This window comes from Burkholderia sp. HI4860 (assembly GCF_002223045.2).
In the GTDB taxonomy this organism is placed as follows: Bacteria; Pseudomonadota; Gammaproteobacteria; order Burkholderiales; family Burkholderiaceae; genus Burkholderia.
The window spans coordinates 414,176-437,737 of sequence record NZ_NKFO02000001.1 but is presented as its reverse complement, the minus strand read 5'-3'; the positions used below and the strand labels follow the sequence as shown (position 1 = coordinate 437,737).

Annotated in this window: 24 protein-coding genes and 1 riboswitch; of the genes, 16 read left to right on the top strand and 8 right to left on the bottom strand. The window is 58.7% G+C overall.

Features of this window, described 5'->3' with window-relative positions; genetic code table 11:
* The first annotated feature begins 3 nt into the window (after positions 1–3).
* The 12 genes from CFB34_RS01995 (at position 4) to CFB34_RS01940 (ending at position 9,877) form a co-directional block, all read left to right on the top strand.
* Complete coding sequence (locus CFB34_RS01995) at positions 4–315, top strand: YciI family protein (protein WP_046549162.1); 312 nt, start codon at positions 4–6, stop codon at positions 313–315.
* Between the two features lie 3 nt (positions 316–318).
* Complete coding sequence (locus CFB34_RS01990) at positions 319–654, top strand: Rieske 2Fe-2S domain-containing protein (protein WP_089443410.1); 336 nt, start codon at positions 319–321, stop codon at positions 652–654.
* A 197-nt stretch (positions 655–851) separates the two neighbouring features.
* The gene (locus tag CFB34_RS01985) at positions 852–1,940 is read left to right on the top strand and encodes a porin (protein WP_089443409.1); all 1,089 of its coding nucleotides are present in this window, start codon (positions 852–854) and stop codon (positions 1,938–1,940) included.
* Between the two features lie 183 nt (positions 1,941–2,123).
* Complete coding sequence (locus tag CFB34_RS01980) at positions 2,124–2,939, top strand: MipA/OmpV family protein (RefSeq protein WP_089443468.1); 816 nt, start codon at positions 2,124–2,126, stop codon at positions 2,937–2,939.
* 8 nt (positions 2,940–2,947) lie between these two features.
* Complete coding sequence (locus tag CFB34_RS01975) at positions 2,948–3,622, top strand: response regulator transcription factor (protein WP_089443408.1); 675 nt, start codon at positions 2,948–2,950, stop codon at positions 3,620–3,622.
* Between the two features lie 54 nt (positions 3,623–3,676).
* Complete coding sequence (locus CFB34_RS01970; protein ID WP_089443407.1) at positions 3,677–5,029, top strand: ATP-binding protein; 1,353 nt, start codon at positions 3,677–3,679, stop codon at positions 5,027–5,029.
* A 149-nt stretch (positions 5,030–5,178) separates the two neighbouring features.
* Positions 5,179–5,282, top strand: a riboswitch (SAM-I-IV-variant riboswitch).
* Positions 5,283–5,324: 42 nt separating this feature from the next.
* Positions 5,325–5,657, top strand: coding sequence for a hypothetical protein (locus tag CFB34_RS01965; RefSeq protein WP_179243693.1), 333 nt, complete (start codon positions 5,325–5,327; stop codon positions 5,655–5,657).
* Positions 5,658–5,941: 284 nt separating this feature from the next.
* Positions 5,942–6,823 (top strand): NmrA family NAD(P)-binding protein, encoded by an 882-nt coding sequence (locus tag CFB34_RS01960; protein ID WP_089443406.1) that lies wholly within the window; start codon positions 5,942–5,944, stop codon positions 6,821–6,823.
* Between the two features lie 31 nt (positions 6,824–6,854).
* A complete protein-coding gene (locus CFB34_RS01955) occupies positions 6,855–7,229 on the top strand; it encodes a hypothetical protein (protein ID WP_089443467.1) in 375 nt (124 codons plus the stop codon).
* Positions 7,230–7,301: 72 nt separating this feature from the next.
* On the top strand, positions 7,302–8,015 hold the full coding sequence (locus tag CFB34_RS01950) for an SDR family oxidoreductase (protein ID WP_089443405.1): 714 nt from the start codon (positions 7,302–7,304) through the stop codon (positions 8,013–8,015).
* Positions 8,016–8,172: 157 nt separating this feature from the next.
* Positions 8,173–8,634: a MarR family winged helix-turn-helix transcriptional regulator gene (locus CFB34_RS01945; RefSeq protein ID WP_089443404.1), complete on the top strand. Its 462-nt coding sequence runs from the start codon at positions 8,173–8,175 to the stop codon at positions 8,632–8,634.
* Between the two features lie 448 nt (positions 8,635–9,082).
* Positions 9,083–9,877: a hypothetical protein gene (locus CFB34_RS01940; protein ID WP_242808542.1), complete on the top strand. Its 795-nt coding sequence runs from the start codon at positions 9,083–9,085 to the stop codon at positions 9,875–9,877.
* A 944-nt stretch (positions 9,878–10,821) separates the two neighbouring features.
* Here CFB34_RS01940 and CFB34_RS01935 read toward each other — a convergent pair.
* Entirely contained in the window at positions 10,822–11,868 is a 1,047-nt protein-coding gene (locus CFB34_RS01935; RefSeq protein WP_089443402.1) for a hypothetical protein, read from the bottom strand.
* A gap of 257 nt (positions 11,869–12,125) precedes the next feature.
* Here CFB34_RS01935 and CFB34_RS01930 point away from each other — a divergent pair, with 257 nt between their 5' ends.
* Positions 12,126–12,389, top strand: coding sequence for a hypothetical protein (locus CFB34_RS01930; protein WP_179243694.1), 264 nt, complete (start codon positions 12,126–12,128; stop codon positions 12,387–12,389).
* 202 nt (positions 12,390–12,591) lie between these two features.
* On the opposite strand, the gene CFB34_RS01925 is transcribed toward CFB34_RS01930, so the two are convergent.
* The 3 genes from CFB34_RS01925 to CFB34_RS01915 form a co-directional block, all read right to left on the bottom strand.
* Positions 12,592–13,590, bottom strand: coding sequence for a hypothetical protein (locus CFB34_RS01925; RefSeq protein WP_089443401.1), 999 nt, complete (start codon positions 13,588–13,590; stop codon positions 12,592–12,594).
* A gap of 112 nt (positions 13,591–13,702) precedes the next feature.
* Positions 13,703–14,530 (bottom strand): Sir2 family NAD-dependent protein deacetylase, encoded by an 828-nt coding sequence (locus CFB34_RS01920; RefSeq protein ID WP_242808541.1) that lies wholly within the window; start codon positions 14,528–14,530, stop codon positions 13,703–13,705.
* Between the two features lie 41 nt (positions 14,531–14,571).
* A complete protein-coding gene (locus CFB34_RS01915) occupies positions 14,572–15,636 on the bottom strand; it encodes a WYL domain-containing protein (protein ID WP_089443399.1) in 1,065 nt (354 codons plus the stop codon).
* Between the two features lie 124 nt (positions 15,637–15,760).
* Between CFB34_RS01915 and CFB34_RS01910 the strand changes: the two genes are divergently transcribed.
* The 3 genes from CFB34_RS01910 to CFB34_RS01900 are packed head-to-tail and all read left to right on the top strand — an operon-like array spanning position 15,761 to position 17,951.
* Positions 15,761–16,669 carry a 5'-nucleotidase gene (locus CFB34_RS01910; RefSeq protein WP_089443398.1) on the top strand — a complete coding sequence of 303 codons (909 nt, stop codon included), beginning with the start codon at positions 15,761–15,763 and terminating at the stop codon, positions 16,667–16,669.
* Positions 16,644–16,805 carry a hypothetical protein gene (locus CFB34_RS01905; RefSeq protein ID WP_179243695.1) on the top strand — a complete coding sequence of 54 codons (162 nt, stop codon included), beginning with the start codon at positions 16,644–16,646 and terminating at the stop codon, positions 16,803–16,805. Before CFB34_RS01910 ends, CFB34_RS01905 begins: the two co-directional genes overlap by 26 nt.
* A gap of 51 nt (positions 16,806–16,856) precedes the next feature.
* Positions 16,857–17,951 carry a hypothetical protein gene (locus CFB34_RS01900; RefSeq protein WP_143329534.1) on the top strand — a complete coding sequence of 365 codons (1,095 nt, stop codon included), beginning with the start codon at positions 16,857–16,859 and terminating at the stop codon, positions 17,949–17,951.
* A 705-nt stretch (positions 17,952–18,656) separates the two neighbouring features.
* On the opposite strand, the gene CFB34_RS01895 is transcribed toward CFB34_RS01900, so the two are convergent.
* Genes CFB34_RS01895 through istB form a run of 4 tightly spaced genes read right to left on the bottom strand, consistent with a single transcriptional unit; the run spans position 18,657 to position 23,562 of the window.
* Complete coding sequence (locus CFB34_RS01895) at positions 18,657–20,915, bottom strand: DDE-type integrase/transposase/recombinase (RefSeq protein WP_143329533.1); 2,259 nt, start codon at positions 20,913–20,915, stop codon at positions 18,657–18,659.
* A gap of 34 nt (positions 20,916–20,949) precedes the next feature.
* Positions 20,950–21,951 (bottom strand): hypothetical protein, encoded by a 1,002-nt coding sequence (locus CFB34_RS01890; RefSeq protein ID WP_143329532.1) that lies wholly within the window; start codon positions 21,949–21,951, stop codon positions 20,950–20,952.
* The gene (locus CFB34_RS01885; RefSeq protein ID WP_143329969.1) at positions 21,927–22,811 is read right to left on the bottom strand and encodes a hypothetical protein; all 885 of its coding nucleotides are present in this window, start codon (positions 22,809–22,811) and stop codon (positions 21,927–21,929) included. The genes CFB34_RS01890 and CFB34_RS01885 overlap by 25 nt, the downstream gene beginning before the upstream one ends.
* A complete protein-coding gene (gene istB / locus CFB34_RS01880) occupies positions 22,774–23,562 on the bottom strand; it encodes an IS21-like element ISBmu1 family helper ATPase IstB (RefSeq protein WP_012213993.1) in 789 nt (262 codons plus the stop codon). Before istB ends, CFB34_RS01885 begins: the two co-directional genes overlap by 38 nt.

Genomic DNA, 23,562 nt, shown 5'->3' with positions numbered 1-23,562 from the left:
GCCATGGCAAGATTTTTTGCGGTGTTTGCGACGGACCAGCCGGGCATGCGCGACGTGCGCGATCGCGTGCGGCCGATTCACCGGACGTACCTGCGCTCGGCCGACCAGCACGGCGTGGTGGTGCGGCTCGGCGGCCCGACGCTGGACCCGCACGGCGACGCGATGAACGGCACGCTGCTCGTCGTGGAGGCGGACGACATTCAGGCGGTGATGCAGTTCATCGGCAACGATCCGTATGTGAAGGAAGGATTGTTCTCGCACGTGGAAGTGCGTCCGTGGGACTGGAGCCTCGGCAACCCCGAGCAGAGAGTGTGAATCATGGACGCCCGACAACTCTGCCGGTTTGCCGATGTGCCCGACGGCGGCGCGCGGGTCGTCGACGAAGCATGCATCGGGCGTCCCGTCATCGTCGTGAGACGCGGTGAGCAGGTGTGGGCTTATGTGAATCGTTGCCCGCATTTCTCGGTGCCGCTCGATTTCGTGCCGGGGAGCGTTTCCTGCTACCGGTCTCAGGTATTGATGTGCGCCCATCACAGCGCGCTGTTCCGGTTCGACGACGGCGTGTGTATCGACGGGCCTTGCTCGGGCTCGGCGCTGGAGGCCGTGGCGGTCGACGTGGATACCGCCGCGTGGGTCGTCTATCGAGGCGCTTGATTCCGGTGTTTTGATGAAGGGCGAGCGGGGCTGTTCAATGCGACGGCCATCGTGTTTTTCGATCAGTAAAGCTAATCATATTTCGGGTGTCTGGTAATCGACACCTGAATGACGGCGATTCCTTGTGCGGTACCGAGCGAGCACCTGCCACGTAGCGGGTGGTGGCGTCGCTTTTTCATAAAAAAGACGGAGACAAAATGAAACTCAGGTTTGGAGCAGTGGCGATTCTCGCCGTGGCGCAGGGCGCATGGGCGCAGAGCAGCGTGACGATGTTCGGGCTGATCGACGCGGGCGTCTCTTATGTCAGCAACGAGGGCGGCGGAAAGAACGTCAAGTTCGACGACGGCATATTCGCGCCCAACCTCTTCGGCTTTCGCGGCACGGAAGATCTCGGGGGCGGATATCGCGCGATCTTCGCGCTCGTGAACCAGTTCTCGATGGCGAACGGCGCGATCATCGGCACGGGGATTTTCGGGCGCAATGCGTACGTGGGCCTCGAAAGCAACCGGTTCGGCAGCATCACGCTGGGCAATCAGTATGACTTCATGGTGGATTCGCTGTTTTCGAAGAACAACGCGATTTCGCGGGATATCTCGGGGCTGTACGGCTTTCGCAATGGCCCGTTCCAGCGTCTCGCGCTTCCGGGAAATCCGACCGGTGCATTCGATTGGGACCGTACGGCGGGTAGCAAACCGATCGCGAATTCCGTCAAGTACAGTTCGCCGACGGTATCGGGCTTTTCCGGTGGCGCGATGTATGCGTTTGGTGGGGTGGCCGGGTCGGTCGGGGCGGACAATGCGGTCAGCGCAGGGCTGAACTACGAGACGGGGCCGTTCGGCGTGGGCGCGGCCTACACGAACGAGAAGTATGGCCCCGCGCCCGGCGTGCCCTCCACCAGCGTGCGCAACTGGGGCATCGGGATGCATTACGACTTCGGTGTCGTGACGGCGAACGCGTTGATGACCACCGTACACAACTCGTTCAACGATGCCGGCGTGTGGATGGCCGAAGCGGGCGGGCTGTGGCACGTGAGGCCCGATGTCGTGCTCGGTGCGAAGTACATGTACATGAAGGGCAATGAAGCGGTGAACAACAACCACGCGCATCAGCTCAGCGTGGCGCTTCAGTACCTGTTCTCGAAGCGGACGATGGTGTACGTGTCGGCGGATTATCAGCGTGCGAACAACGGCGCGAATGCGCAGGTCAACGGCGTGCTGGATCCGAACGGGGCGTCGAGTTCCGCGAGCCAGACGGTGGCGCGGGTGGGGTTGCATACGGTGTTTTGACGGGGCGTGGCACCCGTTCCTCAAGCGCGCAGGGCGACCCATGCTCGCCCTGCGTCGATATTCTCCGTCACCGATATGCGTCGCAGGATTTGCGGCACGACGATATTTTCCTGGTAAGTGAGCGGTAAGTCGACTGGTCCTACAGTAGCCCCCGTTTCGATCGTCGACTCCAGGAAAATGATTGTGAAAACAGCCTTCCGCCGCGAACGTCCGTTACTGCTGCTTGCCGCTTCATTCGCATTTGCGTCCGCTTCCGCCTGGGCGGACGACGGCATGATCCCGCCCGATCCCGATAATTCGGGGCTGACCATCCTCAACAACGCGACGAATGTGACGCATTGGGGACTGGGTGCCGGCGTCGGCTTCGAGCCATCGACCTACAAGGGCGACAGCACCCGCGTGCTGCCGTTTCCGCTGGTCTATTTCGACAACAAATGGGTACAGGTCATCGGTACTACCGCCGATCTGAAAATCGGGAGCTGGAGCGGCGTCAGTGTCGCGCTTCGCGGCCAGTTCTCGCTGTTCGACGGATACAAAGGCTCCGACGCACCGATCCTGAACGGCATGGAAAATCGCAAGGGCGCACTCTGGTACGGGCCTGCACTGTCATGGGGCACCGGGTTCGGTACGCTATCGGGCACTTTCCTGTTCGGCGGAAACAAGGGCGAGCGCGCGAAAATCGGCTTCGAGAAGGCATTTGCTTTCGGCCAGTTCTCGATCACGCCGCATGTCGGCGCGGAATGGCTGAGCAACAAATACGTCGACTACTATTACGGCGTGCGACCATCGGAGGCGCGCGCCGATCGTGCCGCCTACAGTGCGGGTTCGACGGTGAACGTGTCGGCCGGCACGCGTATCGACTTCCGGCCGACGAAGCAGCAGACGATATTTCTGGACGTCGGCGTGTCGCGTCTCGGCGACGCCATCACCGACAGCCCGATCGTTGGAAGACGGTTCGTTCCCGAGGCAAGAGTGGGCTACATGTACCGGTTCAAGTGAGAGCGGCGATGCCGAGAGTTGCGATTGTCGAGGATCATGAGCGCCTGGCCGACATGTTGAGCCAGGCGTTGGCCGCAGCGGGGATCGAATCCGACCGCTTCGGCAATCTCCGTGAAGCCGCCTACGGTGTCGACCGGGCCGACTACGCACTGCTGATCGTCGACCGCGGATTGCCCGACGGCGATGGCCTGGCGTTCTTGCGGACGCTGCGCGCGGCGGGGCGCATGATGCCTTGCCTGATGCTGACCGCACGCGATGCGTTGCACGACCGCATCGACGGACTCGAAAGCGGGGCCGACGACTATGTGACCAAGCCGTTCGAAATGAGCGAACTCGTCGCCCGCGTACGCACGCTGATGCGGCGCCCGGCGCTGCTGACGACGCTCGTCGCATCGTTCGCGGACGTGACGGTCGACCCGCCTCAGCGCGCGATGTGCTGTGGCGACCGGACGATACCGCTTGCGCCGGCCGAGTTGCAGGTCATGCTGTGCCTGATGGAAGCCGCGGGCCGGACGGTACGGCATTCGATACTCGAGCATGCCGCGTGGGGGCTCGGGGAGGCGGTCACGCCGAACGCGCTCGAGGTGACCGTGCATCGCTTGCGCAAGAAGCTGGCGGCGATCGGCGCAACGACGCGGCTGACCAATATTCGCGGTGCCGGATTCGCGCTGCGGGACGCATGACGCTGCGCCGCGTCTTGCTCGTTGCCGCTTCAGCTTCAGGGTAAGGAAGCGACCATGTTCGATCATTGGATTCGACGCCTGTCGACGCGTCTGTGGATGACCAACGTCGGGGCGTTCGCCATCAGCCTGGCGCTGCTGTCTGCGCTCGCCGTGTATGCCCTCGATCGCTATCCGGCGTTCCTGGGGCGGCGACAGCAGATGGAGATCGTCGGCCACGTCGTGACCGGATTGAGCTTCGACGACGCCGGGCGTCTGGTAGCCGTGCAACTGGACGGCCGTCCGGCGCTGATGTTCCGGCTCTTGCCGAGCGAGGTGAAGTATCGCGTGCTCGATTCGACGGGGCGGCTGTTGCTGGCGTCGACGCCTTCGAACGGGGGCCGGCCGTGGCTGACGGAAGACCTCGCGAAGGCGGCGGGCAAGGTGGTGCCCGCCACGATCGACGGCAACGTATATGCCGTCGCCACACGACGCATGTCGAAAGGAGGCGTCGATTATTACGTGCAGGTTGCGCAAAGCAGGCAGCTTATGGACGCGCTTGTCGTGTCGAAGATCGAGCCGATCCCGAAGACCGTCGGCTATGTGCTGCTCATCGCGACCATCATTTTCGGGCTGACGCTTCCACTGACGATCAGCCACGTGTTGAAGCCGTTGCGAGAGGTATCGCGTGCCGCGAGCGGAATCGAGCCGCACAACCTGAAGACGCGACTGTCGTCGGACGGGATTCCGAGCGAGATCAAGCCGCTGATCGATGCGTTCAACGATGCGTTGACGCGACTCGAGAATGGCTTCGCCGTTCAGCAGCGGTTTCTGGCCGACGCCGCGCATGAGTTGCAGACACCGCTCACGCTGGTCAGAGGCCAGATCGAACTGCAGCCCGACATCCGGCACAAGGCGCTTCTGCTTCGCGAGATCGACCTGATGGCTCGGCAGGTCAAGCAGTTGCTGCACCTGGCGGAAGTCAGCGAAGCGCAGAACTTCAGCTTCGACGACGTGAACAGCGTCGAAGTCGCGCGAGACGCCGTTGGCTTGCTGGCCGGCAAGGCCGATGCGAAGCAGGTGAAGCTCCATATCGAAGCGCGCGACTCCGCGGCGCCCATCCGGGCCGACGGCGGGGCGCTCTTCATCCTGCTCAAGAACATTCTCGAGAACGCGATCAATGCGTCGCCCACGGCGGGCGTGGTCGTGCTGACCGTACTCGATGCGGCGATTCACGTCGACGACGAGGGGCCGGGCATTCAGCGGGAGCATGTCCCGCTGCTCTTCGACCGATATTGGCGGGCGCCGGATTCAAGGTATGACGGCGCCGGTCTCGGGTTGGCGATCTGCAAGGAGATTGCGGTGGCGCATCAATGGAAACTGACGGTCGATGTGCTGGCCACGGGGACGCGGTTCAGCGTGTGGTTTTAGTCTGAGCGGTTGTCGTGCCGGGCGGGGTTCACGCAGTACAAGGGCCGGATCGGGGGGCGCGCGGTCGAAGGAGGGCTTTTCCGAGGTCTCTTGTTCGATGTTTGTTTTTCGGTATAATGAATCCACGTTCGGAATGTCGAACGTAAGAAGTCAAGCATCCAGAGTCGGATTCTCCGACGCCAACCTGCCCTCCCGGGCAAGGTGGACGCCTCTGAGGCGATGCGGCCGATTTACGGCAACGAAGCGGGAGCAGCATGGCTGGCACCGGTTCGATAACCACTCATCCGGAGCAACCATGCGTCAAGATACCTCTGCCTTCCGCCCCGCAGTCTGTGAAGACTGGTCACACTACCTCCCTGGTTTCACGCTGACGCATACGGTTCATCTCGTGTCGAGACGGAATCCGGGCATCGTCTCGACCGCGGCTGCCGTGCTCGAAGGCGAAACCGCCACGGTCGACCGTTGGGCCATCACCCGCTGCGGTGACGTGCTCGAGCAAAAGATCGTTCTGGGGGCAATGACGGAAGGGCAAGCGGTTCGACTGCGTGAACGACTGGCCGCGCTCGAGGGCGTGCTGCGCACGAGGGTGGAGCATCACTTCGTGCGAGCCGGGTCGGCTGCCTCCTGAAATTCACCCGGGAGTGGCCGTCAGACGATGGATTCTCGTCGTCGCCGTATCGGCCGAAGCGGGCGTGCGACGATCCCCTCCGTGGTCAAAGATAGGACCAGATCACACCGGCAGACCCCGTTCGACCATTTCAAGCTGTGCGCGCGCCCCCGCAATGCCGCCGGCTGAATCGCGCCTGGCGTTCCTCCGCATGCACGCAACCAGAAAAACTTGACAATACGAGCACATGCTCCTATCTTTGCCTCAAGGGAGCATATGCTCTCATTTTCGAACGGAGCGAAGCGATGAACGAAGCCGAGATTCTTGTGAGTGGTGCAACCGGGCGGACCGGAGGGTTTGCCATTGACGAACTGCTCAAGCTGGGCAAGCGCGTGCGGGCATATGTGCGCACGGATGACGACCGGGCGGCCGCGCTGCGGCGGCGCGGTGTCGATATCGCGGTCGGGGACTTCACCGACATCGACGCCATCCGGGCAGCGATGGAAGGTATCCGGTCGGCCTATTTCCTTTATCCGATCGCGCCGGGAATCATCGGGGCAGCGGCCTATTTCGCGCAGGCAGCCAAGGAAGCGGGCGTCTCGGCGATCGTCAACATGTCGCAGATTTCCGCGCGCCGTGAGTCGGCGAGCCACGCGGCACAGGATCACTGGGTTTCCGAACGGGTCTTTGATTGGTCAGGTGTGGCGACGACGCATTTGCGCCCAACCTTCTTCGCCGATTGGCTCGTCTATCCGCATTTTGCAAAGGAAATCCGGGCCACGGGGAAGATCGAATTTCCGTTTGGCAACGGCCGTCACGCGCCGATCGCTTCCGACGATCAGGGGCGCGTCATCGCGCATCTCCTCGCCAACCCCGCAGGTCACGAGGGCAAGGTCTACACGCTCCACGGCCCCGTCGAGATGAACCATGTCGAGATCGCGGCCGCGATGAGCGAGGTGCTCGGCACCCGGATCGAATACGCGCCGACTTCCATCGATGAATTCCGAATCAAGATGGAAAACCTTTACAAGTTTCCGCCGTTCCTCACGCAGCATCTGGTCGAGGTCGCGCAGAACTACCGCGACGGCATTTTCTCGGGCACCAACGATGTCGTCGAGACAATCACCGGGACGCCGCCGCTGTCGGTCCAGGCGTTTGTCGCCAGGAATCGGTCCGCATTCGCGTGAACCCATCCATAAAACGAATCGAGGGTTGAACATGTCACTCAATCAAGACGAGCGTCACCCGTTTCTCGACGATCTGACGGCCGATGCGGAACTGATCAGTTCGGTGTTGCGTGGTCCCGTCATCGGACGCGACGACATCCGGCTCGCCGTCGACGCCGTCGGAACCTTCTACGCGTCCCAGACGCCCACGTTTCTTCAAACCGTCGGCTCGCGGCTTTTTCTGGAATACGAGGCTGTCCTGACGAGCGGCGAGAAGTTGAGCGCGGTCGTTGTCGTCGATCGCAACGCCGACGGATCGGTGCCGCGCGTCAGCGTGCGGATGAGCCCGCTTGGCGCCGTACTGACGCTCGCCACCCATCTGCGTGGGGCGCTCTCGAAGCATTTGCCGGAAAACCTCTTTCTTTGAACCGGGCACGCGCAGGCCGGCGGCGAGAGTCGACTCGCACCCGGCAAGCGGCTTTTGAAACAGGAGCATGTGATGGATATCAAGAACGCCACCGTCTTCATCACCGGTGCCAATCGCGGTCTGGGTCTGGCTTTTGCGCGAGAGGCGCGTCGTCGCGGGGCGGCGAAAGTCTATGCGGGCATGCGCAACACGAGTGGTTTCGACGAGCCGGGCGTCGTGCCGGTCAGGATCGATGTCACGGATCCGGCGTCGATCGCCGAGGCCGCGAAACTGGCGGCCGATACGACGCTGCTGGTCAACAACGCGGGGATTGCCGCGCTGATCGACGGGCCGCTGGCGGCCGACATGGAAGCGCAATCCGCCCGCATGTTCGATACGAACTACTACGGCGTGGTGCGCGTCACACAGGCCTTCGAGCCGATTTTGGCGGCCCAGCCGCATGCCGCCATCATCAACGTGCTGTCCGACATCGTGTGGCTTCCGCGGCCCTATCTGGCGCCGTATGCTGCGTCGAAGGCCGCCGCGTGGAGTTACACGAACCAGCTTCGCCTGTCTCTGCACGAGCGTGGCATCCAGGTTCTCGGCCTGCACGTCGGGTTCGTGGATACCGACCTGACCCACGGCATCGACGTGCCCAAGGCCAGCCCGGAGGACGTTGTGCGACAGACTTACGACGCGCTCGCCCTCGGCAAGAGCGAGGTGATGGCCGACAAGGGGACCGCGTTGCTGAAGCGTACGCTTGCGGCCGAGATACCCGGCTACATCACGCCGCCGGCAGGGCTTTGAATGCCGCAGATGACACGGGGCGGGCGCGGCGGCGAGACATGCGGTGCGTGGATCGTCGTACGCCACCGCTGCCGGTTTTCATCGAAAGATACCGCTGCACCTTCGCGTGACGTACGCTTGGCGTTTGCGCGATCAACCGAAATCAGGAGTAGAACAGATGTTGCCGGTCAACCAGCCGCTTGGAATCGATCAATGCAACTGCTTCGCCGTGAGGAAGGCGAGCAGGCAGATCTCCCGACTCTACGATAGCCATCTCGAGCCCGCGGGCCTGCGCATCACGCAATTCCTCACGCTGGCCGCCCTGAACGAGGTGGGAAGTACCCCGGTCAACGCCCTTGCCGAACGGCTCGATATCGAACGAACCGCGATGGGGAAAATGGTTGGCTTCCTGGAACGCGACGGCTTCGTCACGATCAAGCCGTCGCCCACGGACGGCCGAAGCCGCCTGATCGAGCTTACCGAGGAAGGGCGGCGCCTGCACGACAGGGCGGCCCCTCTCTGGCAGGAGGCGCAACGGGAGTTCGAGCAACTGAACGGGGCAGACAACGTGACGGCGTTGCGGGAGGGGCTGAGGGGCGTGGTCGTCGGCGACGTGTCGATGCATTCGTCAGAAGGCTGAGCCTGCAATGCATGGCGATGGCAACATGATTCGTGACACGAGTCATCATTCGGGGAAGGGCGATGAAACCGCCTGTCGCCATCGCGGGCGTGCCGCGCATGACCGGAAGACGGCGATGAACCCGTTCGCGATCCTCGGCGAGGATCGATTCGTTCGACGCTCCGCGTGAATCTCGACCCGCCTTGAATACGGAAACGCTGACACTCCCGGTTCGCTCGACACCGGACTATCTTGTCGCTGCTCGTTTGTCGTGGATTGTTGTAGTCTGGGCAATACGATAGTGTGGCGCACCGGCCTGCCGCCGAACTGACAATGAACCTATGATGGGTCGCGCAGGCGATCGGGGAATACGAACGGTTGGACCGTTACCGATCGTTTGATCCTGCCGATCTCATCGTCGACCGATTCGCCAGAAAATCAGGAGTGTGTCGTGTTTCACCGGAGATCCATGTTGGGCTGTCGGAATATCGCGTGCGCCATCGCCGTGGCGATCATGCTGGCCCCGGTCGTGACGCGCGCAGCGGCCGACAATATCAACGAAACGGCGAGCGTCGCGCCGGCCGTTTCGGCCAACACGTCGCTTACGCGGCCGATCGTCGGCGACGATCCGGTTGCGATTCGGGAAGCACTGGAGAAGCTGCACGTCAAAAGCGCGTCCCCGTCCCTGAGCGAGCGCGTCCGCGGCCTGATCCCCGGCGTGGCCGACAAGCATGTCCAGGACGCCGACCTGGCCGCGGTCAACCTGGATCGCGAGGTCACTTTCCTGGTGCCGGTGTCGTACGGGCTGCGATATCAGTCGCAGAAGCATCTGTTGAAGGTGAACGTCGATCTGATCGACCCCGACGGCGAAGGCCGGACAGGCATCCTGCTCAGAAAGGTCATTACCGGGCCGCGCGGGCGAGGGCTCGTGATCGCACCCGAGGCGAAGGCAAAAGGCTATATCCAGCAGATCGACATCATCGAACTCGATCCCGGAAAAGGCGGGAAGTCCACCGTGCGCGGCAGCGTGAAGCTGTCACCCGCTGCGTACGCGCAAGCGCAGGGCGGGTTCGTGTTGGCTCTATCCGGGCGGTTGGTCCGGCCGTACCTGACCGAACACATCGAGCACGCCGAGCCGAACAACGACGAGCCGACCGACATCACGACGAGGACTTCGAGGTTGCACCTGGATATTGAATCCATTTCTCTCGTGAGTCGGGCGAGTGGTGCGGTGTTGTTGAAGAGGCTGAGTTTCTCGAAGTAGTGGGTTGCTTGCGCGAGGTTTTGCGCCGTTGAAGGGGTGCCGCAACGGAACATTTCGGGCGCGCGGGGTTGAGCGTGCGCACGCTGCAGCAGCGTTTTTCCAGCGATGTGGGCGTGATGCCGAAGCGGGTGATCTGTCGATCTCGCGGAACTGGCTCACGCCCTCTCGGGTATCTCGATCAGGCTCGCTTGACGCGCGATATCCAGCAAGCTGGCGGGGAACACTCGGGCGGAGTATCGGCGGGGCCATGGTCGCGGCTGACGCCGCAGCATACGGCGGTGCCGCCACGTCGGGCCGGAGTCGGGCCGGATTGTGATGCAGCGGAAACAGGGCGACGTCAGACTGGCCGTTGCCCGGCTGCGAGCGGGCAAGTCATTCCGGGAGACTTCTGCGCTACGCGCCGTCACGCCCGACCCTGCTGAGGTACATTAATTCTGGTTATGCGTCACCGCTGGTTTAGGTTACGCCCGAACTCTCTCGGCAAATCAATGGCTTGCGTGGCCGACCCGACGACGTCAAATCGAAACGTATGTCTGCGTGACCGCCGTCAACATCCGAACACTCGCTTTTCCAATAGTTTGCGTTACATACGCTGCGAGTGGGAACTGCTCGGGTGGCTCCGCTACTGATACGAGCACATCTTACGATAGCCGGCCAACTCGGATTTTCGGATGCAGCATAGACCATCGTCTTGAAGAGGTGAGGGCACGGTGCTGCGCTAGAGGAGAGGTATGACCGTGGAGCGGCATTCCGCAGGCATAGCAGTCCGGTGGGGCGGACCTCCTTGCGGCTCGTAATCGCCAGAGTTATTCGACGTGCAGGACCGTCGCGGCGCCGTCCCGACCGCTTTTGCTGCGCCGTCGGAGGCATTTCGAGGCACAAACTCCTGTGCCAGTAAGGTGTAGAGGAGCTTGCAATGGATTGCGGCGCGCCGAGGTGGCTGGCTATCGCTTTCTTTTACGCCAAGCGTTTTCGACGTTTTCTGCTGTATTCGCTTCCTGCAGTTTGCGCAACGCATTGTCCGAATACCTCGGATGTCGTTGACTACCAAACTCGAACACCATCATGTTTGCCGCGTCCGAATCCACATCGACGTAGTCTCGTAGGGCCTTACACTTTGGGGCGGTAAGCTTTAGCTTCTCTGCGAGTTGTTGAGGGCTTAGGTAGTATTTCTTCTGAAGGTCGACTTCACGAATGGCCGCCGCCGCATCGGGGTCGTCGCCAGAGACAAAGCGTACGGGAGCGCCTTGCTTCTTCGTGAACCGCACTTTGACGGTCGGGCCTTCGCCAGCGACGTCGCTGGCTAACGTCATCAGTCGAGGAAAAACAGCTGCAACGGGCGTGGAGTTTCTGATTGCTCTCTCAATTCGGTCGATGTCCCGCTCCGAAACTGCGATAGTGTCTGTTACGTGCCCTTCCATCGCTAGCAGAGCTCTGATTCGACCTCGTGCCTCATCGCGGGCCCGCTTTCCGGGGGCGAGCAGCTCGGCGATTTGCTTGTATTCACGGTCAATGAGAAGGTCGAAATCCTGCAAGGGTTGGGTCGAGATTGGCAGCACCCTGAGCGGAAGGTGGTCAGCCAGAGAGTCTTCGAAATGCTCTTGCAAGAGTTCGTCAATCGCGGTTATTAGGGTCCGCGAGTTCAGATATAGGACGTCCTCTGTTACGACGAGCATCCAATGCTGAGCGGCATCGCGCATGGCATCGATTGTGCGAATGGCTCCTGCTTGCGCTCCAGTAATATAGCCATTAGATGTGCCCACGTTGAGCGCCTTTTCCAAGCCGATGGAGGTACCCTTTTCCTTGTCGAAAACTGCTTGAGACCGTTGGACCAGCAAAGCTTTCACAAGCATTTCGCTGCTGTGCTGCAAATGCAACAAGACGCTTTCTGTTCGACCACGGTCATCGTAGCCATTGAATATTTCAAGGCCGCGCCGTAGCGACGCCAACCCGTGCTGTTTTAGCGTGCGCGCGTCTCTCTTTAGCTTCATGTCTACTTTCCTTGTTGGGCTCGCGCGAACCGACTGCCTTGAGCCCCGGCTTCGACTGAGTTCCCCGTTCCCCCAGGACGTGGGGTGGCGCAGCATTGAAGAAGACACCTATCTTCCCGCTGGATACAGCCGCGAGTTCGCAGCATTCGTAGCTGAGGTGGAGACCCGGTCAGGTGCTGTCAAACATCATATGCTCGATATGCGGTGACTGTTGGTTAGTTTCCCCAGCCAAGGTCTCTAATCACGAAGCCGGTCGCGTGCAAAGCAAGCTCTGCGTCTTCGTGGGACACCTCTCGCAAGGCAAGTCGCTCACGTTCATTGTCCTTGCCGCGAGGATGCAGCAGATTGACCGTCTCGAGCGCAGCACGGATAAGCCGTCGTTCGTTTTCCCCGAAATGTCGGCCAATTGCCGTGATACATGGTCCAAGGTCTTTGTAAAGAGCTTTCTCGTCGCCGGTCAATTCGCGCAACCAACGTCCACCAAGCACCGCGCAGAGATTCCTGCACTGGTCGACAACTGATGTCGGGGAGTCACGATATCGGATAACGCTCAGCCGCAGGTAGCGTCGCGTAGAGCGCCGGGTTGCCGTTCTATGTACGTGAAATTGGCAGGTCACCTCCAGGAAAGCAGGGCGACGGATAACTGAGGCAGGCGACGAGCAACCACGTCGAGAGGCCTCATCGTGAAACGGAGGCTTCTCCTGCGGAACGCCAGACCAGCTGTTAGGTAGCTTCGCTGGTACTTCTCTTTGCCCTGCGGAGCTGGTCGGTTCCTCTGCCGCTATGCGAATCACGAACCCGATGGAAATCATACCCAAGCATGAAAAGCGCCGCCTCCAGCCTACGAAGTCCATCAGGCCCTGCGCACCATTCCGCACCAGCTTTGTCACGTGCGTCAGAAAGAATCCAGTTGGCCCAGACGTTCACTCGGGCCCAGGACTTGGAACCGTAGCATCCGCCATACAGCTTGCTAAACTGGTGTCCGCCAGTGGACGGGTCGCGCAGCGTGCGGCCGCCATCACCGTTGGCCCACAGGAACTGGAGCTTCTCCGGAACGCCTGCAAAGTGCGACAGGGAGGCCAGGTGTCGTTGCACGAGGAACCCAAGGGCAGCCCCAACGCGACCATCGTAAATAATGTGATTGGGAAGTGCCAGCGCGTAGTACTTCGTCCAGCCGGCATTCATTCGCGGCGAGTGGGTGTGGCTGCTCTCACTGCCGCCGAAAGCCTCAATGTCCGGATTGTCTCCGCTCAATGCTTCTCTCCCCATGCGCAGGACATGAGGGAGGGCTTGTTCCTGTTGCTTTGCCCAACTCATATTTGCGGCGTACGCGCGACGTTTATCTCCAAAGCCCCACTTCATCACTTCGTGACATGCCGCTTCGGCGAGCTTGTGCGCACACGGGCTATTCTCGCCCTCAATGGCTTCCTTGATTTTCTGGCTGACTGCGCTGAGCGCAAGCATGTTGCCCTCAAAGTCCTTTCGGTTCCACCAATACATATCAAAAAGGCGTTCAAGACTTTCGGCGCGCACCACGTAGACCGGACCGCCACCGTTCCGGTAGTCGTGGTAGCCACCCGGGAACTTGTCTTCAAAGCCATCATAAAGTTGATTTCTGGAAAATCCGATGGAAAGCCCGAGGGACTTGCCCTGGATGACGCCAGCCAGGAAGGCGACGAAATCCCGAACGTCTTTATCTTCGAGGTAGTCAGTACGGTTCACGACAGTTCAACTCTTGGTAGAAGTCGGTTCGAGCCAGCAATGGGGGTTCGCATTTTGCACAAAGGCCCATTCTCGTTAACGGAAAAGTCGACGGTTACTGAAGGGAAAATGCTCATGCTTGTCGGCGGAGTTCATTGTCGATTTGTTGCAGCGCGTCTCGCGCCGCGCATGCCACTCCTACTCCGACTGTAATCGGTATCGCTGATTCCGGTGGGTTGATGCGGATGACACGAGGGCCATGCCTTTCACTAAATCGCCTCACGGTCGGTATTGTTCGGCCAGCGCCCACCTCGACCACCACCCGGCGCTGGCCGCGTTTGAACCAGGATGTGAGCTGGTTTTCCAGCCTTTCCGCGTGCTTCTCCATCCATTGTGAGTCTACGAACATAAGAATGTTCGGCCTCGCGAGACCTCCGCAACGTGGATACCTCGGTATTTCATTCTCGAGCAGACATGTCGTTTCGTTGACGACCGGCATGAAGTCGTTAGCAGACCACGTTTCATCGGAACAAGCCTCGACACATTGAAGCCGGTGGATGGTGCCGTGGCATTCCATTATGCGTTCTGCGTCAAATCCCGCCTTCTGGAACTGCCCATCAACGTTGCTGGTGAACACGAAAGCGCCGTGCTTCATCGCCGACGCCCTCCGACGCAGAATGCCAAAGCCGGCATGAGGAATGGTTGCGCGATAGAGCGCGAGGCGATGACCATAGAATCCCCAGCTCAGGCGCGGATTGCTCGCAAAGCCCGCGGGGTTGGCGATGTCCTCAAACGAAAATCCATAGTGGCGCAGCGCCGGGTATGCACGCCAGAAGCCTTCCGTTCCCCGGAAGGCGGGTAGCCCGGAATCCACCCCCATGCCAGCGCCTGTGGTGATGAGCAGGCCGTCCGCATCGCGAATCCACGCCGCCGCCTGTCTGATTCCAATTTCGTGTTCCACCCACTACCCCGATTACGCTGTTTAGTTTGCCGATGTGCCGCTCAAGTAGTGGTGCCGTAACGCTTCGCCAGTACAGCCGCCTCGTGAGCGAATTCGTAGCGGAGTACGGCCGGTGCCAGAATCTCCACTGCAGCGCCGAGGGAACGAAGCCACCATCGTAGCTTGACGCTCGGGACCACCGTTCCTGTCACCTTTATCCGACCATCGGGCAGCGGCGTATGTCGCTGGTCCTCCGACATGCGCCGCTCCTCAAGTCGCTTCGCCTCGGGCGGCTCTAGCGCGAGCTCCAGTACGACAGGCGGCTCCGGAAGAAAGTCGAACACCTGCTCCTTTTCAATCGTCGCCTTCAGGTTGAAATCCCGTGGGTACGCAAACGCTGTTCCGGAATCGACCGCAGAAATACAACGGTCCAGTCGATACATAATTCGAAGCCAGTTTGGCTTGCCCTCCTTGGGGCGTGGCGGGTGGTCCGGACTCTGGGCGACCATGTACATGAGGCCGGCTGATTCGACAAGTGCGAGCGGCCAGAGCCGTTTCGGCTTGATGTCTTCATCCCTTATCTCCTTGTAGGCCGGCCGATACCGAACAATGAGTTCGCGCTCGAAGAACGTCGCAGTCACAACCGTCTGGAATACTTCTGGGTCGATGGGCGGCCGCCCCAGCAGATAGGTCGGCTCCACTGAACCAATCTTGTATACCCACGCTCGATACAGCCGGCTGTCTTCCCTGTCTTGCGAAAGACGGGTATCGGCGGCCTTGAACAGTGGCTCGATGTCCATGGTGACCGCTGCGGGCAGCTTGTCCGCCACAAAGCGCCGGAGCGCGTGGAATGCTACCGCCTCCGAGGCGCTCATCAGGCTGGCCATCTGGTTGGCACCCTGCAACCACGATTGGCGCTGCCATAGAAGCTGCTGCCCGTCCATCGTGGACAACACAAGCCTTTCACGCTCAAGCCGAGCAAGGCGGCGTCGAACCTGCCGCGGATAGTCGACCTGGTGGCCCCGGTCGGTTAGTAGTTGGATAACCCGTGAAGTGGGCATCCACGAGTCCGATTCCCTGTCCGTAGGCAGGATTCGAAGAATCGCTTCATCAAGGCTGGAGGTCATCAGTCTGTGCGTCGTTCAGCGGTGCGTGAGTCAGCTTTCGGGCTTGTCGTGATTTTACGAGAGGACTGGGACACTTTTTGTCCCTTGTGCCCCTCATCATTGTCTTCAGCCACAGGAGAGACCTATGACTTCAACCACAAAAATCACCATCGCCGTTTCCGCCCGGGCGCTATTCGACTTTGAGGCAGAAAATCAGCTGTTTCATGAAGGCGACCCATCGGTGTATTGCGCGCTTCAGGCCACGCGCCTGGACGTCCCGGCGAGCCCGGGCGTGGCCTTCCCGCTGGTGCGAAAGCTCCTCGCCTTCAATAGTGGCGGGCGCAACGACGTCGAGGTTGCCATCCTGTCGCGCAACGACCCGGTTACGGGGCTGCGGGTGTTCACATCGGCCCGCCATCATGGGCTGGCAATCGGCCGAGCCATTTTTACTAGCGGTGCAAAACCCCACCGTTATCTTGCGCCGCTTGAGGCAAGCCTGTTCCTTTCTGCTCATGCGGCAGACGTCAGAGAAGCAATGTCCGCAGGATTTCCCGCAGCCTGGGTCTACCCGGTTTCAGGTTTGGCTAATGCCCAGATTGACGGGGAACTGCGCATCGCGTTCGATGGAGACTCGGTCCTTTTCCGTGACGAGGCCGAGCGCGTTTTCAGAGAGCGGCAGTTGCTGGAGTTCAACGCGCACGAGGTGCGTCACGCGCGTTCGCCGTTGCCTGCCGGCCCGCTGAAGCCATTTCTTGCCGCCCTGTGCGCACTTCGAAGCCAGTGCCGGTCGGCGGTACAGGTGCGCGTGGCGCTGGTCACAGCTCGCAGTGCGCCGGCGCATGAGCGGGCGATTCGCACGCTTATGGCGTGGGGCGTCGCGGTCGACGAGGCCATGTTTCTCGGCGGCAAGGAAAAGACCGCCTTTCTCGCGGAATTCAGGCCCGATATCTTCTTCGACGACCACGTGCGCAACTGCGAAGCAGCCTCGCATCTCGTAGCGACCGGACACGTGCCGTATGGCATCAACAATGAATACCGGCCAGTTCTTCATTGAGCGAGTGCCAGCGATGAACCGGGAATTCGAAAGCGCTCTGATGGCGAGCTATCCGGCAATCTACCGCTTCTTAAAGCCGCGCTTTTCCGGCGGTTGCCTGCACAGGCGTCGAATTGCGGCACGTGATGCCGATTGACGGATCTGGATTAAATGGAAATCGACTCTGACCATTATTTAAATAAAATCGATGCGTCATAAAAAAATCTTCTCAATATTGAAAAAAGCAGCATTCTTCATCATTATGTCCGTAATTTTGGGAGGGGTGTTGAAATGTACGATTTTTCCGGATTTTGTTGGAAAATATTCGAGTAGGTCGCGTGATATGGATTTATTTGTTGAGAATAATCGTGGCGCGTTGGAGGTGTCAAAAAAAGATCCTCAAAGAATAAATTCAGGTTATGAAAAATTTCCTGCGTCCAAGTATTTTATGGAGCTGAGATTTGGTGTTGGAATAAATTTGCAATCGATAATATATAAACCTTGGTCGGGGAAATTTTACCTCGTATCGGGGAGTGATTACGTCGAGCTGGAAAAAGAGTCATGGTTTGGTGATGTCGTTAAGAGGCACCCGTATATTGCGCTTTTTTTTGCCATGGCTGTGATGATTGTTGGTATCTTCACAATATTTGAACAGAAGGCAAAAACACATCCTCAGATAATTTACCCAACCTGGTTGGTGTTTTTTTTCACATTGTTTCTCAGCGCTGAAGTGCTTGTGTTTGCAGGTGAAAACGGCTTTTATGACGCAAACGGTCATCCAGTCAACATTTATGGGAAAATAATCTTAGATGTTGTGGAGTTCATTCTTGATATCAAATCAGATACCATAATTTTTGGTACATTTTTCCTGACTCTAGCTGTGCCGCAGTGGTGCGCCTATGCCATGTCCGGATTGCATAGGTCCGCGCGTGAGGTGAAGTATGTAAAGTTGGCATGGCAGATTGCCGCTTCATTAATGGCTAAGTCATTCATTAGCTCTGCAGCCGTCGCGATGAGCATTTCTCTAGTAGGTGGGCATTATGGCTGGATACACACCCCACCCGTTGGTGTCATTGCCGATTTGGCGATCTTTATGTTGCTTTTTTCTTATGGTTTGATTCTTCTCTTCTTTTCCTCGCCCTCTGATTTCAAGGCGGCTAAAAAGGGAGGTAATTCTAAAATTCAAAAATTCGTAGTGTCTTCAAATGCATGGATGACTCAGAGGGTCATGGCGAATAGATTGAATGAGTCTGGGTCTAATTGTAATGTTCAAGATTCCATATCGTCGAATATCAAGGAGTGAATTTGTGAACGAGTGGCAATAGTCGATCACATTCGCGCGACGGTAGATTGAAATTGGAGGGATTTTATTGCGGGGACTGTTCGATATTCAAGCGTCGCCGGCTTTCGATCTCCAGATGTTGCGCTTCAGGGGGTAGAGCTCTAGTGCAGAAAGCGGCAAATCTGCCCATGGTCGAGCCGCTTAAAGGGCCGCGGTAACGAACCATGGGGGACGGAAGAAAAGACGGTGAGCGCCGAAAGAGGGAGGCAGGGCTGAGGCCCCGGACCCCAACGGAAAGATGCATTTCCGAACAATATTTTCGGAATTTTCCATCGAAACCAGGCGACTTGTTGGTTCGGGATTAGAGATGTTTGCGATGTATAAACAAGGGCTTGGCGGAAAAATCCATCCGTATGGTGAGGGGCATTTACGTGTCAATGCTTCTTATCCGGATTGCCACTGTGTTTGCCAACAATACAAGCGTCCCGTGGGACGCTTCTCACCGAGGCGAACTCCCTGTCCGGCTAGGTTTTGCGCGAAAAAACGCAGCGGAATTTTGGTCTAATTGACCCTCAACGTCACAAAAATTTCGTACCGCATCGCACAAAAAGATGAAAGCGTCCCTCAGGACGCTTCTTCTTCAGCGGAATCCTTGCTGGGTAAGGCTTTGCGCTACGTGAGGCGAAAGTAGTTCGACCACGTTGCCCAACGCAAGCCACGGTTTTGCTAGAAATCGATGTCGAGTTCTTGCTCGTCGTCTACGAAAATCGCCCCCTCAACGCGTACAGTTTGGCTCGGTGTCGGGGCCACTGTCAGCGCGCCGCGAACAACGCCCAGCAGGGCACGCGTATCAGCAGCGCCGGACTCTTCCACCGCAGCTTTGCGAACGTTTCGATTGTTGACGGTGCGCTTCACTCCCTCAGCTGCCTCCATTTGTTTCTGCATGGATTGCGAGACTCGGTCGCGTTTGACAGCTTGTTCTGCTGTTGGATGTTTACGATGCTTGTCCCGTTCCTTGGCAAGGTCTGACACGCCCCGCATTGAGATGTAGTCACATATGTCAGGGTAGGTGAGGCCGTACCTTTTCTTCGTCAATGGTGTCCCTTGAAGTTCTACCAAATGACCGTCGTCGTCCCAGAGCGCATGCAAATCGGAAGTGAACAGTTCGAAGCCATTGATGGTCAGGGTACGTCCATTGTTATAGGCTTCGAATGCAATGGCGCTCTTACGAAGCTCATCTGAGGTAAAGCTCATGTTCCCGAAGGTGATGATTCCGCCCGGCGCTTCACGCCCATAGAATGGTTTGGCAAGTCGACGTATCACTTCCTCTTCCGTCATATCCCAGGCCGCGTCGCCGTCACGCATTGCCTGGTTAAAAAGAAACATTTGCTTCGGCACGGGAGGCACATTGCCTTCCAGCATGAGGTCGGTCCGTAGTCTTGTCACATCCGCGGTCAAGTTGTGTTTGCTTATGGCAGTGAGAAGCGCCTTCATGAACTCCGCCAGTGTGAGGGTAGCAGTGCCCGGCGCTCGTTTCAGTTTCGTCCGATTCCGTTTCCTGGCAGCGTCCTTATCAGGCCCCTTTCCCTTTACCGGCTCACCGTACGTCGAGCCGGAGATTCTGGCGACTTCCTCCTGGAAAAAATCCATCGCCTGCTCGACATCGCCCTTCGATTGCGGGCTGCCAGGCGCCGCCATCAATTGCCGCATCCTCATTCCAGTGACCACGGCGTTTCGCACCTTCTCCGAGATTCCAGGTCCTCGGTCCACGAATATCGCACTCGGACATCCATAGACCATTCCATCTAGATGCGATACTTGCCACCTCGCCAGTTCGGCCTCTTTGTCCGTACAGGCACTGAAGACGCAGGCCAGGTACGCGTCGGCATTCTCCATGCGATAGGTCACATACCACCCAATTATCGCCCTGCTGGAGCGGTCAATTGCTAACAGAACAGTGGGCTTCAAGACTCCATCGATTTCAATCCTCGAATCGCCGTACCGCAAGAAGCAATCCGCGACAGTGCCATCGATATCGACCACGTTGAAGTCGCCATTCGCAATTTGTGCGGAGTAGCCCTTCCCACGTGCGGAGTCTTTGAGTACAGCCAGGCGAGCGCGTTCCTCTTTTAGGATTGGCGTTGCTATACGTACGGCGTTCGCCTCCGGTGGTAGGTTCCTTGGGTCGACGGGAGAGCTCTGTATACTGCCATCGGCTGCACGGTTGTAGCCTCGTAATCCGCGATAAAAGCGTCGAACGAGTGCGGTAGCTGTGGCGCCGGGTTCGTGAGCATTGGCGCGGATGAATTTTGTCAGGCTCGCTCGCAGTCTTTCCGGAAACATCTTCCGCCGGAATTTGCTTGAGCGGTCGAGCGTCTGCGCGTAGGTCTTCCGTCCAGACTCGATAAGTGTTCCGTCAGCGTGCTTCGCTCCGTGCCGTGAAACTCCGGGCGCCCCCTTTTCCCAATTGTGGTCTGCCAAGGCAAACTCTTGCTCTCCATAGAACAGGTGACGCTCATAGTATTTACGGACAGTCTTCGCATCTAGTCCGAAAATCTTGACTGCGTCTGATATCGCATTTGCATACATTTTGGGCCGCATGAATGTCTCATCGCCGTAGACGCGGGTGATGTAGTCGACGACCTTCCTTTTTTCAGCCAGCGACCTTTTGACTGCCTCATCGGGTGAGAGCATCGTCATCGCTGCTGGCACGCCTCGTTCGGCGATTCGCTTGATTCGTTCGCGAGTCACCAGGCTGCGAACCTCGGTTACGGGTCTCTTTGACCGATACTTCTTGTTGCTAGGGTTGGGGTTAAGTTTTACGATTCCGTTTGTAGTAGACCCGATTTCGACGAGATACACGTACTCGTCGTCTTGGCCAAGGTATCGAAAAATAAGTTGTTTGCCTCTGCCAACGACCTCTGCCAAGTTGCAGAATTTCGGAAATATCTTTGCATGATATGTATCGGAGTGCGTATCATTCATGATTAGTCACCTGCGAGTTTTTCAAGAAGCCAGGCTATGGCCTGATGAAGCAAAGGGGATGATTGCTGGCGTATAGGTGTTCAACATCCCATCTCAGATAACCAAGGAACAATGCAATCGCCAGCAATCGAAACGATTTTTTTCTGTCCCATCCGAAACGCTTTCCAACCATGCTGACGACCCGCGCAGCATCACCTCGAGCTTGTGTCGACAGGAGCGAAGTCGAGAGTTCTTGGGCGCTCGCTGCCAGAGCCGTGATTTCTTCGGCCTCCGCATACTTCATATGCTCGAACATGCGGCGGTAGCTCTGATATTCGACGTCCGTAACCGTCGTCTCAGTCATGACCTCATGCGTGGAGCCCCATTCCCACTGGCCAGCCGCTTCGCGCTTGTGCCTAGCGCGGACGCTCTTCAGTTCAACTTGCGCGTCGGGCTTAGCGGAAACACCGTGATAGATTCGATGCCGGATTCCTGGAATTTGAAGCGTTAGCATAAAGTCGATAGTAGCTAGCTCTCTGCGAGGGAACGGCTCGCCGGCGTTGCAGTATGCGATGAATGATTCGCGATTCCATTGTGGATACTGTGTTCGAATCTCGACGACGAAGGGACACATCTCAAAGTAAGCTAGAAGTCGAGCCTCTAGACTCGAATGGCATGCGACCGCCCCCCCGGCTTTGAAACTGTAGTGATATCCGGCTATTCCAATCCGACTTGCGCTTGCCTTTTTCCAGCAGTCGAAGTTGTCCGCGCTAAGAATTCCGCGCGGGTCACGCTCTGGAAGAACAATTGGCCATTGAAGCACCGGAAAGCCCCTCAGGGTTCGGAGTCGAAGGCCACCACCGCCCGACGCATCGTCATCGCGACCCGGCAAGTCCCTGTCGATAACCTTGGGTAAGGGGACGTGACCGGACCACGGATGCCACTCAGTCTCTCGCACGCCGGTTGCGATGGCCATGCCGCGCAACTGTGCGCCTTTCGCTCGAGAGAACGAGAGATGGGAACAGTCCCCAATCAACCTTGATGCTTTTTTAGCCATATCCGTGCTCCATAGAGGCGCTGACTTAGATGTCTTCGACTCAGTCCTTCGAAGGTCTCGGGCGCGGCCCATTTTGACTGCGGGTCGAATTTTCGTGCCGATGAGCAGACGTTAGTAATTTGGCGCCGTGACCATGTTTCGAAGGTGTCTACACATCGGGCCAACATGGCTTCGAGTTCGGGCTGCTTCCAGCGGCGCTTATATATGCTTTCATTCGCAGTGCCGGTCAGCAGGAAGGCGCGCGTAATGAAGCGCTCAGGATTCTGTCGTACGGTTTGCTCGTAACGACAGAGCACGAGTGAGGCCGCTTCTCGGCTCGCCGTTTGCACACATTGGCGGTCCATTGGTGACTGAAAGCCGTTCCGTCGACTAGGCAGTGCTTCGTCGAACCAGGGGGCGTCAAACTGAGTTGCGAAGAAATGTAACTTTCCGCCACCAGGGGATTTCGAGAGGCTCGAGCGCGAAAGACTTGGTCTACCGGAAATCAGCGCAAGAATTTGCTCTCGATTGCGCGCCCGGTATGCCGCCAGTTCGGCGGCGCTCATGCTGCCGATTTGATGAAGCGATTCGGCACGCCTATCTCTCTTGACGTTCACGCGGATACGAATTGGTGCTGGCCTGGTGTTTGCGTCGTATTTTTCGTGGTCTCCATGACGAGCCTGTACCTCGCGGAGGAAGGTTGGCCATCCATTAAATACGCTCCATATTGTTGCGATATTCTGAATAGGATTGGTCAGTGTCGCGGGGCGGCGTAAAGGAGCCGGGGATGGGCGGCGTAATGGCGCCAGCAGAACCGGGGGTAAAACGCGGATTCGAACGGTTTCAAGGTTGCGGTTTTTTGCCGTTTTTGGCAACTGCATTTTGAGGGGGATCTGGCATCGGTTTCGGGGTGCGGTAACTGTCGCCCTCGAGGACGAGCCGGTAGGCGCCGTGGCGTAGTCGGTCGAGTGTGGCGGTGCCGAGGATGCGGTTGTCGGGGAACGCGGCGCCCCATTCACCGAAGTCGAGATTCGACGTCAGGATGGTCGCCGCGTGCTCGTAGCGGGCCGCGACGAGATCGTGGAAGTCCTCGTCCTGCGGGGTACGTAGCGGTTTGAGCGCGAAGTCATCGACGATCAGCAGCGGCACCCGGGCGTACTGCTGGAACTTGCGGTCATAGGCGCCGGTGGCGCGCGCGGCGTTCAATCGCTTGAGCAGCTCGGTCTGCGAGATGAACAGCACATCGCGGCCTTGGCGGGCGGCGCAGTGGCCCAGCGCCTGGGCCAAGTGGCTTTTGCCGGTGCCGGTTGGACCGGCGATCAGGATCGCGACCTTCTCGTCGAGATACCGGCCTGTCGCGAGATCATGAACGTGTGAGCGGTTCAACGTAGGCAGCCGGTCGAAGTCGAACGTCTCGAGCGTCTTGCCCATCGCGAAGCCGGCGCGCAGCAGACGGGTGCCGAGCTTCTTGTGTTCGCGACGGGCAACCTCGTCGTGCAGCAGCATGGCAAGGAACTCGGTATAGGCGAGCTGCCCGTCGATCGCCTGACGGTTGCGCTGCTCAAGCGAGTCGAGGATGCCGGACAGGCGCAGCTGTTTGAGGATGGAATTCAATTCGGGACTCGGGTTCAT

Excerpts from the sequence above, each read along its gene's own strand:
- CFB34_RS01995 (WP_046549162.1), top strand. The coding sequence starts at position 4 with ATGGCAAGATTTTTTGCGGTGTTTGCGACGGACCAGCCGGGCATGCGC.
- CFB34_RS01990 (WP_089443410.1), top strand. The coding sequence starts at position 319 with ATGGACGCCCGACAACTCTGCCGGTTTGCCGATGTGCCCGACGGCGGC.
- CFB34_RS01985 (WP_089443409.1), top strand. The coding sequence starts at position 852 with ATGAAACTCAGGTTTGGAGCAGTGGCGATTCTCGCCGTGGCGCAGGGC.
- CFB34_RS01975 (WP_089443408.1), top strand. The coding sequence starts at position 2,948 with ATGCCGAGAGTTGCGATTGTCGAGGATCATGAGCGCCTGGCCGACATG.
- CFB34_RS01970 (WP_089443407.1), top strand. The coding sequence starts at position 3,677 with ATGTTCGATCATTGGATTCGACGCCTGTCGACGCGTCTGTGGATGACC.
- CFB34_RS01965 (WP_179243693.1), top strand. The coding sequence starts at position 5,325 with ATGCGTCAAGATACCTCTGCCTTCCGCCCCGCAGTCTGTGAAGACTGG.
- CFB34_RS01960 (WP_089443406.1), top strand. The coding sequence starts at position 5,942 with ATGAACGAAGCCGAGATTCTTGTGAGTGGTGCAACCGGGCGGACCGGA.
- CFB34_RS01955 (WP_089443467.1), top strand. The coding sequence starts at position 6,855 with ATGTCACTCAATCAAGACGAGCGTCACCCGTTTCTCGACGATCTGACG.
- CFB34_RS01950 (WP_089443405.1), top strand. The coding sequence starts at position 7,302 with ATGGATATCAAGAACGCCACCGTCTTCATCACCGGTGCCAATCGCGGT.
- CFB34_RS01945 (WP_089443404.1), top strand. The coding sequence starts at position 8,173 with ATGTTGCCGGTCAACCAGCCGCTTGGAATCGATCAATGCAACTGCTTC.
- CFB34_RS01940 (WP_242808542.1), top strand. The coding sequence starts at position 9,083 with ATGTTGGGCTGTCGGAATATCGCGTGCGCCATCGCCGTGGCGATCATG.
- CFB34_RS01935 (WP_089443402.1), bottom strand. The coding sequence starts at position 11,868 with ATGAAGCTAAAGAGAGACGCGCGCACGCTAAAACAGCACGGGTTGGCG.
- CFB34_RS01915 (WP_089443399.1), bottom strand. The coding sequence starts at position 15,636 with ATGACCTCCAGCCTTGATGAAGCGATTCTTCGAATCCTGCCTACGGAC.
- CFB34_RS01910 (WP_089443398.1), top strand. The coding sequence starts at position 15,761 with ATGACTTCAACCACAAAAATCACCATCGCCGTTTCCGCCCGGGCGCTA.
- CFB34_RS01905 (WP_179243695.1), top strand. The coding sequence starts at position 16,644 with ATGAATACCGGCCAGTTCTTCATTGAGCGAGTGCCAGCGATGAACCGG.
- CFB34_RS01900 (WP_143329534.1), top strand. The coding sequence starts at position 16,857 with ATGCGTCATAAAAAAATCTTCTCAATATTGAAAAAAGCAGCATTCTTC.
- CFB34_RS01895 (WP_143329533.1), bottom strand. The coding sequence starts at position 20,915 with ATGAATGATACGCACTCCGATACATATCATGCAAAGATATTTCCGAAA.
- CFB34_RS01890 (WP_143329532.1), bottom strand. The coding sequence starts at position 21,951 with ATGGCTAAAAAAGCATCAAGGTTGATTGGGGACTGTTCCCATCTCTCG.
- CFB34_RS01885 (WP_143329969.1), bottom strand. The coding sequence starts at position 22,811 with ATGCAGTTGCCAAAAACGGCAAAAAACCGCAACCTTGAAACCGTTCGA.
- istB (WP_012213993.1), bottom strand. The coding sequence starts at position 23,562 with ATGAACCCGAGTCCCGAATTGAATTCCATCCTCAAACAGCTGCGCCTG.